This is a genomic window from Neobacillus bataviensis LMG 21833, from assembly GCF_000307875.1.
Lineage (GTDB): Bacteria > Bacillota > Bacilli > Bacillales > Cytobacillaceae > Neobacillus > Neobacillus bataviensis.
The window spans coordinates 1-10,675 of record NZ_AJLS01000162.1 but is presented as its reverse complement, the minus strand read 5'-3'; the positions used below and the strand labels follow the sequence as shown (position 1 = coordinate 10,675).

10 protein-coding genes are annotated in these 10,675 nt (G+C 39.0%); 2 read left to right on the top strand and 8 right to left on the bottom strand.

Features of this window, described 5'->3' with window-relative positions:
* Positions 1–98: 98 nt before the first annotated feature.
* From bcd to BABA_RS24295, 3 genes are all read right to left on the bottom strand, one after another.
* Positions 99–1,202, bottom strand: coding sequence for a branched-chain amino acid dehydrogenase (gene bcd / locus BABA_RS24305; RefSeq protein WP_007087932.1), 1,104 nt, complete (start codon positions 1,200–1,202; stop codon positions 99–101).
* A 29-nt stretch (positions 1,203–1,231) separates the two neighbouring features.
* Complete coding sequence (gene yqiS / locus BABA_RS24300; RefSeq protein WP_007087931.1) at positions 1,232–2,137, bottom strand: phosphate butyryltransferase; 906 nt, start codon at positions 2,135–2,137, stop codon at positions 1,232–1,234.
* A gap of 132 nt (positions 2,138–2,269) precedes the next feature.
* Positions 2,270–4,345 carry a sigma-54 interaction domain-containing protein gene (locus tag BABA_RS24295; protein ID WP_007087930.1) on the bottom strand — a complete coding sequence of 692 codons (2,076 nt, stop codon included), beginning with the start codon at positions 4,343–4,345 and terminating at the stop codon, positions 2,270–2,272.
* A gap of 186 nt (positions 4,346–4,531) precedes the next feature.
* Between BABA_RS24295 and BABA_RS24290 the strand changes: the two genes are divergently transcribed.
* Positions 4,532–4,768: a DUF2627 domain-containing protein gene (locus tag BABA_RS24290; protein WP_007087929.1), complete on the top strand. Its 237-nt coding sequence runs from the start codon at positions 4,532–4,534 to the stop codon at positions 4,766–4,768.
* A gap of 132 nt (positions 4,769–4,900) precedes the next feature.
* Here the strand turns inward: BABA_RS24290 and BABA_RS24285 are convergent, their stop codons facing one another.
* On the bottom strand, positions 4,901–5,629 hold the full coding sequence (locus tag BABA_RS24285; RefSeq protein ID WP_007087928.1) for a glycerophosphodiester phosphodiesterase: 729 nt from the start codon (positions 5,627–5,629) through the stop codon (positions 4,901–4,903).
* Positions 5,630–5,666: 37 nt separating this feature from the next.
* On the opposite strand from BABA_RS24285, the gene BABA_RS26845 reads away from it, so the two are divergent.
* On the top strand, positions 5,667–5,798 hold the full coding sequence (locus BABA_RS26845; RefSeq protein WP_007087927.1) for a YycC family protein: 132 nt from the start codon (positions 5,667–5,669) through the stop codon (positions 5,796–5,798).
* 60 nt (positions 5,799–5,858) lie between these two features.
* Here the strand turns inward: BABA_RS26845 and spo0A are convergent, their stop codons facing one another.
* The 4 genes from spo0A to ahrC all read right to left on the bottom strand — a co-directional run bounded on the left by spo0A (position 5,859) and on the right by ahrC (position 10,507).
* The gene (gene spo0A / locus BABA_RS24280; protein WP_007087926.1) at positions 5,859–6,650 is read right to left on the bottom strand and encodes a sporulation transcription factor Spo0A; all 792 of its coding nucleotides are present in this window, start codon (positions 6,648–6,650) and stop codon (positions 5,859–5,861) included.
* Between the two features lie 281 nt (positions 6,651–6,931).
* Complete coding sequence (gene spoIVB, locus BABA_RS24275) at positions 6,932–8,227, bottom strand: SpoIVB peptidase (protein ID WP_007087925.1); 1,296 nt, start codon at positions 8,225–8,227, stop codon at positions 6,932–6,934.
* A 126-nt stretch (positions 8,228–8,353) separates the two neighbouring features.
* Positions 8,354–10,042 carry a DNA repair protein RecN gene (gene recN, locus BABA_RS24270; protein ID WP_007087924.1) on the bottom strand — a complete coding sequence of 563 codons (1,689 nt, stop codon included), beginning with the start codon at positions 10,040–10,042 and terminating at the stop codon, positions 8,354–8,356.
* A 15-nt stretch (positions 10,043–10,057) separates the two neighbouring features.
* Complete coding sequence (gene ahrC, locus BABA_RS24265; protein ID WP_007087923.1) at positions 10,058–10,507, bottom strand: transcriptional regulator AhrC/ArgR; 450 nt, start codon at positions 10,505–10,507, stop codon at positions 10,058–10,060.
* Positions 10,508–10,675 lie beyond the last annotated feature (168 nt).

The window sequence follows — 10,675 nt, the reverse complement described above, 5'->3', positions numbered from 1 at the left end:
GGTCATAAGCCAATCCGTCAAGAAGGTTAAAGAGCAACCTTCTCGCCGGCTCGTCTTATGCCTGTCGCCCCTGAGCGAGGTGCTTACGCTTTTCCGGATTACCTAGAAATTCGGTGGCTAAGAATGTGATGACCGTTTTGCAAAAATTGGCTTCTAGAATTACGAATTCTTTCAATTCGCTCTTCCGCCATCCGGTCAGCTGCCACGTAGGTTGGGATGCCGTCACGTTTAGAGATTTCGATTACTTTTTCAATCGTTGAATAGAGCTGTTCAACCTTTTTCATTGCCCGTTCTTGATTATATCCATAAAGCTCATCAGCAACATTGATTACTCCGCCCGCATTAATAACGTAATCCGGTGCATAGACAATACCCATTTCATGAATGATATCACCGTGGCGGGTATCTTTTAATTGATTATTAGCCGAACCCGCAATCACTTTAGCTTTTAATTGTGGGATTGTTTCATCATTGATGGTTGCTCCTAAAGCACATGGTGCATAGATATCACATTCAACACCATAGATTTCATCGGGATCTACCGCAAGCGCACCAAATGCTTCGACCGCACGATTAACAGCCTCTTTATTGATATCTGTTACAATCAGTTGCGCGCCTTCTTCATGTAAATATTGACAAAGAGTATACGCTACATTTCCTACACCTTGAACTGCCACTACTTTTCCTTCAAGCGAATCCGATCCAAAAGCCTCTTTTGCAGCAGCCTTCATTCCGCGGTAAACACCGAATGCTGTTACCGGGGAAGGATTACCTGATGACCCGAATGCAGGGGAAATACCCGTTACATAATCTGTTTCCTCGTGAATCAAATCCATATCAGCAACTGTTGTACCTACATCTTCTGCTGTAATGTATCGGCCATTTAACCCTTGGATGTAACGGCCAAACGCGCGGAACATAGCTTCATTTTTATCTTTACGAGGATCGCCAATAATCACGGTTTTCCCGCCGCCTAGATTTAATCCTGCTGCCGCATTTTTATACGTCATCCCTTTTGCTAGACGAAGGGCATCTTCAATGGCAGCTTCTTCTGATGCATATGTCCACATCCGGGTGCCGCCTAACGCTGGCCCGAGCGTTGTATCGTGAATAGCGATAATCGCTTTTAAACCAGATTGCTTATCTTGACAGAATACCACTTGCTCATAATCAAATTTCTCTAAATACTTGAAAATTTCCATTGTTTGTTTCCTCCTCGAATGTTGACTATCTATTTTTTCACACAGCATAACGCTAATGCAAGAGAATACAGTTTACTTTCCGCAGAATCAGCCCTGGAAGTTAACACAATTGGTGCTTTTGCTCCCGCAATTACCGCGCCAACCTTGGCATTCGCAAAATAAATTAACGATTTATATAATACATTTCCTACTTCGATGGTAGGTACTAATAAGATATCAGCTTTTCCGGCAACCTCACTTGTAATTCCTTTGTGTTCGGCCGCTAGTGTTGATACGGCATTATCTAAGCCAAGCGGCCCATCCACGATGCAGCCGGATATTTGTCCTCGTTTATTCATCATCGTTAGGGCAGCCGCATCTACTGTTGCCTGCATGACAGGATTAACTACCTCAACAGCAGCAATTGGCGCTACTTTCGGGGTGTCAATTCCAACAGACTTGGCAAGCGAAACGGTATTCATAATAATTTGCGCTTTTTGTTCTAAGTCAGGTGCAATATTCATTGCGGCGTCAGTTACAATGGTAAAATGATCGTAACCAGGAATTTCAAAAAAAGCTGCATGCGATAAAACATTTCCTGTTCTTAGCCCAAATTCCTTATTTAGGACAGCTTTTAAAAGGACGTTGGTTGGCACATTGCCTTTCATTAATACATTTGCCTCATTGTTAGAAACAGACTTAACAGCTAATTCAGCTGCTGCGGCAATTGAACCGGCATTAACAATTTTTAAATTTTTTTCGTTTATCGGTTCGTTCTTATTCATTCTGAAGAGCGAAGTAATTTTTTCTTGATCGCCGAACAGGATAAATTGTGCAAGATTTCGGTTTAATGCATCAATCACAGCTTCAATAACTTCAGCATCTTCTGCTGCAGCAACTGCAACTATATGTTTGCGTTCCCGGGTTGCTTTGTCAATTAGTGAATCTAGCAACAAGTTGTCATCAACCCTTTCTCCCTTTTCTGCAACTCCAAACTATTAATATGCAAGAAGCGTGCCAAAAACACCTTTATGAAAACGCTTTATTCCCTGCAATTTAACTGTGCAAAGTTTTTCAATCCATGCAATTTATTGCGTGCTATTTTTTTCAAGTTTGTATTTTTCGAGTTTATAATATAAATTTCTCACAGATAAACCAAGGGTTTTAGCTGTTAATGTTTTATTCCCATTTAACCTTAAAAGAGTTTGCTGAATGATTTTGGCTTCATACGCTTCAAGCATTTCTGATAAAGATTGATCTAACCCATATGGTTCACTATAATTTGTGGCAGGAGGCTCATTCCCTGTTTTTTTATTTTTTAGCTCAGGTAAATGATGAACATCAATCAACGTCTCAAAATAATTCATAAAAATGATTGCCCTGCCCAAAATATTTTCCAACTCCCGGACATTTCCGGGCCAATTATATCCCATTAATTGGAGTAAAGCTGCCTGCGTTACCCCTTCCACATTTCTACCATAATCCCGATTGATTTTTTGAATCAGCCGCTCGCATAAAACAGGAATCTCTGCTTTTCGCATTCGTAACGGCGGAATATGAATAGGCATGCGGTTTAAACGATAGTATAAGTCTTCCCTAAAGGTTCCTTTTGCAATACCCTTTTCTAAATTAACATTAGTGGCGGCAATGACTCTTACATTGATGGTAACAGGCTTTGTTCCCCCAACACGAATGATTTCATTTTCCTGCAGTACCCGTAAGAGCTTTGCCTGGGTATTCGCCGAAAGCTCACCGATTTCATCAAGAAAGATGCTGCCATTATTCGCTTCTTCAAAAAGACCCCGCTTGCCCCCGCGGATTGCACCGGAAAAAGCTCCTTCCTCGTAACCAAACAATTCACTTTCTAATAATGATTCGGTTAGGGCCGCACAATTGACGCGAACAAACTTGTTATATTTTCGATCACTTGCATTATGTATGGCATGAGCAAATAACTCCTTACCTGTTCCAGATTCCCCCCGAAGAAGGACTGTTGCAGGTGTCTTTGCCCCTAACTTTGCCTGCTCAATTGCAAGCATCATTTCGTCAGAATGGCCGATGATGTCCTCGAAAGAGTATTTAGCCTCCAGCGTACGGATAATTTGCCTTGCTCGGCTTAATTCCCTGCTTAGCGATTTCATTTCTGACATATCATGGATCACTCCGACACTGCCTTTTAATTTCCCTTTAACAATGATTGGCGCGACATTCACAATTACTTCCTTTTTATTCGGGCCCACTCTCATCGGCACGCCGCGAACGGCTCTTCTTGTCTGCAGTACCTTCATATGCATACTATCACCCTCAGAGATGTCTGCCGTTGCAGGTTGCCCTATTACTTGCTCTTGTGTCAGCCCTGTTAAGCGGGTATAGGCAGGATTAATAAGGATTCCCCGACCATTCTCATCGACAACAGAAATGGCATCATCGCTGGAATGGATAATGGCTTGCAGCATGGTTTGGATTTCCTTTAAATCGGTTATTTCCTCTGCCAGATTCACAACCTCTGTTATATCTTTAAAAACCGCAAAGGCTCCGATTAATGTTCCATTTTCTTCAATAATCGGGATCCGGGTTGTAATGATTTTTCGGTCATTACTTAGCACCATTTCTTGATTTGCCTCGGTTCTTCTTGTTTCAAGGATGATAGGCAGCCTGCTTGATGGAATGACTTCTAAAACAGCCTTTCCAATTGCCTGCGCTTTTTTCACACCAATAATTTCTTCAGCGCGTTTATTAAACAAAATCACTTTTCCTTGCTGGTCAATTACCACCATTCCATCGTTAGTGGCGTTAAAAATCAATTCCTGCTGATAGGATTCATTTTGGTGCTTGGAGACTAGTTCCTCTTTTTCCTCCATTAATTTCGAAACAAGAAAGGCAACACTCCCTGGAATTAATACCGTCTTTTTATTTTTCGCCTTTCGCAATTCCTGAAAAACAGCGTCATTCCCTGTTACTTCGATAATAATGTCGATGTTTTCAGTAAGAAAGGGCTGCCAGCTTGTTCCTGTTTTAATCCCCTCATCTTTTGCCAATAAAACACCTGTTGCATCTTTATTTCTATCTATGACGACATCGACATTTAGAACTTCTGATTCTTTTAAAATTTTTAAGATTGCCGTTCCACCTTTACCGGCACCAACAATCATAATATTTTGCATTTTTTCTACCCCTTTTACGTAAAGAAACTTTCTTCATCCTTTTTTAGAAAAAACATGCAATTTTCTTCATTATCTATTTTATATCCAAACAAGAACCTTGACAATTTTCAGCTATGTAATAATATTTTCATGAGATATAATGAAGATATACCGTAAAAGTAAAATCGAAATTGGAAGGATTTATGTATGATACGTATTATAGCCCTTTTCATCGTAGTGATTCCCGGTGTCTTAGCTGCTTTAGGAATCAAATTAATGCGCGATATGACGTTTGGGATTCTTCAGGTTCCATTTCCAAATTTGCTGCTGCAATTTCTGGTTGGTTTGATCTTTTTTATTGGCGGGCTCGGATTTGTAGCTGGCTTTATTTTTCGAAGGGATCGTAAAAGAAATAAAGTACAGCAAAAATTTAAAAAGCAATAAGAAAAGCGGAAGCGCCTTGCCAAGGGGCGTGAGTCTAGACAAGCAGGCGAGAAGGTTGCTCTTTAACCTTCTTGACTGATTGGCTTATGACCCCTTAGCCCTAGGCGCTGCAGCTAGACAAAAAAGAGGCCGTTATGGTCTCTTTTCATACGGCTTCCTTATTCGAAGTGCCTTGACGGGATCGTCGGTAATAATGGCTGTGCAATTAATATTAAAGAGGCGGTTCATGTCAGCATCTTTATTAACTGTATATGGACGGACGGCAATTCCATTTTCCATCGTATTGATGATGATGTTATCTGACATGGCCGAATGCTTTGGATGAATTCCCTTAGCTCTTATGGACTGCGAATATATCCACGGCATGTAAATCCCTTCAATAAAAAGCGGTGCCGTTTCGATTTCCGGTGCCATTCGATAACTATAGACGATACTATAGTGATTAAAAGAGGAAAGAATAATCCTGTCCATTAGATTGTATTTGCGAACAAGCTCAATAACCTTATCTTCCATGCCTTCATATGGGATCAACCCATTTTTCAGCTCTATATTACATAGGAGTTTGTTTGTTTTCATCCATTCCAGAACTTCTATTAAAGATGGAATGGGTTCTTTTTTAATTCCCTTTTTGTTCGCATTTAGTTTTCTAATTTCTTTATATAAAAAATCTTTGACAAATCCATTCCCACTTGTTGTTCGGTCAACTTTTTCATCATGGATTACAACTATTTCTCCATCTTTCGTCAATTGAACATCAAGCTCTATGCCATCTGCACCTGCCTTATGTGCTTCTACAAAAGCGCCCATTGTATTTTCAGCATAAGAAGCAGAATAACCGCGATGCGCAAAAATCTGTGTCATTTTTTCACTTCCCAACATTATTATGGAGGAATACCAAATGAAACCTTTACAGTTATCAACGGAAACAGCTTTGAAACTTTCTCAGAAATTAAATGTTCCGATAGAACAGCTTATGCATATGCCGCAGCATATTCTCATTCAAAAGTTAATGGAGTTGGAGAAAGAATAAAAGAAAAAGCCTTCATTCACTTTACTGAAATGAAGGCTTTTATTTTGTTCATTGTTCTTTTCAAGAAGCCTTATGCTCAAGACGTAGTTTGTCTGCCACCATGGCGATGAATTCGGAATTTGTAGGCTTTGCTTTTGACATACTTACTGTGTAACCAAAAAGACTTGAAATCGAATCAATATTTCCACGGCTCCAAGCTACTTCAATCGCATGACGAATGGCACGTTCAACGCGGCTTGCTGTCGTGTTATATTTTTTGGCGATATCAGGATACAATACCTTCGTAATGGAACCTAAAAGCTCAATATCGTTGTATACCATAGAAATCGCTTCACGTAAATATAAATAACCTTTTATATGTGCAGGAACTCCGATTTCGTGAATGATGCTTGTAATACTAGCATCTAAATTTTTTGGTTTTTGTTCTGATTGGGAACGGTAGCTTGTGGAAGGACCCCGACGAATAAATGCGCTGGCATTACCGCTTACCTGTCGGATATGGCTTCCTAAATTATCCATATCAAATGGTTTTAAAATAAAATAAGAAGCACCCAGTTCAACAGCTTTTTTCGTTACATCTTCTTGGCCGAAAGCTGTTAGCATAATAACATTTGGTAATGCTCCTTTTTTTAATTCACGCAAGCGCTCAAGCACTGCTAAACCGTCAAGGTGAGGCATAATAATATCTAATACAAGAACATCAGGGTCTGTAGTCGCTAACATTTCTAAACATTCTTGACCATTATGCGCAATACCAACAACTTCCATATCTTCTTGGGACGAAATATAGTCCTCTAAAAGTCCAACCAGCTCTCTATTATCATCCACGACACAAACCTTTATTTTCTTCAATTCCAGTTCCTCCTCGTTCAAATCAAATCTCTATTTTCATCATACAGTTTTAATCATCTCTTAATTCTATTCTAAATAAGAAATTCGACAATGCAACTAAAAATCCTTTCATTTTTTTAAAATTTCTTAAAATAGTGATAAAATCTTATCTTTTCTTTGTTTTCCTTCTCTTTTCGACTAATTTCGCACTATTACCAATTAATAACTTAATTTTGTCGAATAATCTTTATGTAAAAAGAGAAGCAAAATAGGGAAATATACCTATTTTGCTTAATTAACGATTAACTTGCTTTATCTTTTGGTGTTTCGTATATATTAATTCCAGCTTCGTTTAGCATCCATTCTATATGCACCCCGTATCCTGAGGTAGGATCATTAACAAAAACATGTGTAACGGCTCCAATCAACTTTCCATCTTGAATAATTGGGCTTCCACTCATGCCTTGAACGATTCCTCCTGTTTTTTCGAGGAGCTTTGGATCGGTCACTTTTATCACCATGCCCTTTGTAGCTGGAAACTTTTGCGGAATTGTGCTGACAATTTCAATCGTAAATTCTTCAACTTGATCATCATTTACTACTGTTAAAATTTTCGCAGGTCCTTCTTTAACCTGATGGGATAGTGCTATTGGAAGTGGTTTATCAAGTACACCATTTTTTAATTCTTTATTTAATTCGCCAAATATACCAAATGGACTGTTCTTTTGGATATTACCAACAACTTCACGATCTGAAGAAAACCGGGCAAGCTTTTCTCCTGGATCGCCGTTACTGCCCTTTTCTATAGATGTTACTGTAGAACGGACAATTTGACCATCTTCCACCACGATTGGCTGTTTTGTATCCATGTCTGAAATGACATGGCCAAGGGCACCATATTTTTTAGATTGAGGATGAACAAAGGTCATGGTTCCAATTCCGGCTGCTGAATCTCTAATATATAATCCAAGTTTATAGGTGTTTTCCCCTTTATCTTTTAATGGGGTGAGTTTAGTCGTAATTTTGCCGCTTTCTCGGCTAATGACCATATCAAGTGCTTTACCATCTTGCCCTGCCGTTTGTACGAACGGGGCAACATCTGTCATTTTTTCAATTTTGCTGCCATTAATTTCAGTAATCATATCTCCAATTTTAATTCCTGCAAGTTCACCGGGAGATTTTTTGCCATCTTCTGTATTAATCAAATGGTGTCCAACTACTAATACGCCTACAGTATTTAATTTTACACCAATTGATTGACCGCCAGGCATTACTCGAAAATCTTTTAAAACATGTACATCGACCTTTTTAATCGGAATACCTGCATATTCCAGAAGCACTTCATTTTTGCCTTTTTTATTTGCATTCACTGATATTGAATGGTTTTCCTGATCAAGTGTAATATTCGACTTGTGAGAATTATTTTTTAGGGCTGCAGATACCGGGGCAGCCTTCTGGAGGATATAATCTTGTCCTTCAAACATAGTAATCGTCTTTGGGATTGCCAGGTATTGCTGTAAGGGCTGAAAAAAAATAAGGCTAATTAATGAAACAAGGAGAATTCCACCAATAATCTTTCTAATTATTTCTAACTTCAAATTCTTCACTCTCCTCGCTTCTTTTCGCTACACACTTCAAAAATGGCTACATCTTTAATTTTGCCTCCTTGACAATCATTTATAACTGGTATAAACATAAAAAAGCTACCCAAATTGGGAAGCTTTTCAATTTACCTTTGTTTTTACCGCTAATTGTAATAATTCCTCAGCATGTTTTTTTGTTAAATCAGTAATTTCTGCACCAGAAATCATCCGGCCAATTTCTTTTATTTTATCTTCAATACCTAGTGAAGTGACCGAGGTTTTCGTTCTTCCTCCTTTTATGATTTTAGCAATAAACAGATGTGTATCTGCCATCGCTGCAACCTGTGGTAAATGAGAAATACACAAAACCTGCGAACCTGAAGAAACTTTATAAATTTTTTCAGCGATCGATTGAGCAACCCTTCCGCTAACACCAGTATCCACTTCATCGAAGATAATGGAGGTAACACCTTGGTGCTTGGAAAAAATGCTTTTAAGTGCCAACATAATCCGTGATAATTCTCCCCCAGATGCCACTTTTGACAATGGCTTTAATGGCTCACCCGGATTGGTCGAAATATAAAATTCAACATGGTCCACGCCATTTTTCGAAAAATGCTGAAGATCAGTTTCAAACCGAATTTCAAAGACCGTTTTCGCCATGTATAATTCTTTTAATTCACTATGAATTAATTTTGTCAGCTTATTGGCCCATTTTTGGCGAAGTTCGGATAATTGTTTTGCCTCTAGCACCAAGTCTTTCTTAATGGAAGCTAATTCTTTTTCCAGTTCACCTATATGTGTTTCTTTATTTTGAAGTGTTTCAATTTCTTCTTCAACTTTTGCCGCATATTCCATTATTTCATTGATTGTTTTTCCATATTTTCGTTTTAGCTGGTTAATTTCATTTAAGCGATCTTCTATTTCATTTAAGCGACCGGGATCGTACTCTAAAGCATCTAATTCATTTCTTAATGAACGGGCTGCATCCTCCAGTTGGTAGAAACTGTTCGACACGGATTCAAATATTTCTTTATAGGCCGAATCAAGTGCGGCTGCATCCTCCAAGTAACCCATGGTCATTCCCACCCAATCAAGGCCCTTTTGTTCACCATTCAGGCCGTTATAGCCCGATTGAACGGATTCAAATACACGTTCGAAATTCCCTAGCTTTCTTTTTTCTTCAAAGAGCTCTTCATCTTCATGGGGCTTTAGATTAGCCTTTTGAATTTCATCTAATTGAAATTGAATTAAATCAAGTCGATGGGCGGTCTGCTGATCGTTTTCACTTAACGTTTTCAGCTTATGCCATGTATGCTCGTAACGGCGAAATACTTCCGTGTATTCTCCTAGAGAAGCTTGGATTTCTTCAGAACCAAATTGATCCAGCAATGGTAAGTGTCTTGTCTCATCCATCAATTCTTGATGCTCATGCTGACCATGGATATCAACAAGGGTACCGCCCATTTCTCGAAGCGTTGAAATCGTCACCAATTTTCCATTTATACGGCAAACGCTTTTTCCTGTTCGGGAAATATCCCGGCGTAAAACCACCATTCCCTCCTCAATATCTATCCCGAATTCTAACGCTTTCAATAAAATTGGATGGTTAGGATCATCTAGTTGGAATAAACCTTCTATTTCTGCCTTTTCTTCCCCATGGCGAACAAATTCTGCTGATCCCCTTCCACCTACTAGTAAATGAATGGCATCAATAATAATGGACTTTCCGGCACCTGTTTCACCGGTTAATACGGTTAATCCCTTTTCAAACGAAATCTCAAGCGCTTGGATAATGGCGAAATTTTTTATTGATAGTTCTGCTAGCAAGAAACTCTCCCCCAATTAAAGCATATCAAGGAACCGGTTGGTAATGACTTCTGTATCTTCCGGTGTTCTGCATATGATTAACATCGTATCATCACCGCAAATCGTTCCTAATATCTCTTCCCAATCAAGATTGTCGATTAATGCACCAATAGCCATTGCGTTACCAGGCAAGCACTTCATGACAAGCAAATGTCCCGCGGAATCAATCCTAACAAATGCATCAATTAATGAACGTTTTAATTTCTGCAATGGATTAAATCTTTGGTCTGCAGGCAGGCTGTACTTATAGCGACCATCAATTAAAGGGACTTTAACTAGATGTAATTCTTTAATATCCCTTGACACAGTCGCCTGCGTGACATTATAGCCAGCACTTTTTAACTCATCTACTAACTCATCCTGTGTTTCAATATCATTGCTGGCAATAATCTCTCTAATTTTTATATGGCGTTGACCTTTATTCATCTTTTCACCCCATAGTCATAGAAAACATTAGAGTATTTTGTACTATAATGTCGTATCTACCCATATATTAGCATAATAATACCGTAAAATACATTAAGAAAAGCGGAAGGCGCCCGCTTATCGGCGTATGGACTGGAGCGCTTCGACTGAGATAAAGGAAACACGGTG

Excerpts from the sequence above, each read along its gene's own strand:
- bcd (WP_007087932.1), bottom strand. The coding sequence starts at position 1,202 with ATGGAAATTTTCAAGTATTTAGAGAAATTTGATTATGAGCAAGTGGTA.
- BABA_RS24295 (WP_007087930.1), bottom strand. The coding sequence starts at position 4,345 with ATGCAAAATATTATGATTGTTGGTGCCGGTAAAGGTGGAACGGCAATC.
- BABA_RS24290 (WP_007087929.1), top strand. The coding sequence starts at position 4,532 with ATGATACGTATTATAGCCCTTTTCATCGTAGTGATTCCCGGTGTCTTA.
- BABA_RS24285 (WP_007087928.1), bottom strand. The coding sequence starts at position 5,629 with ATGACACAGATTTTTGCGCATCGCGGTTATTCTGCTTCTTATGCTGAA.
- BABA_RS26845 (WP_007087927.1), top strand. The coding sequence starts at position 5,667 with ATGAAACCTTTACAGTTATCAACGGAAACAGCTTTGAAACTTTCTCAG.
- ahrC (WP_007087923.1), bottom strand. The coding sequence starts at position 10,507 with ATGAATAAAGGTCAACGCCATATAAAAATTAGAGAGATTATTGCCAGC.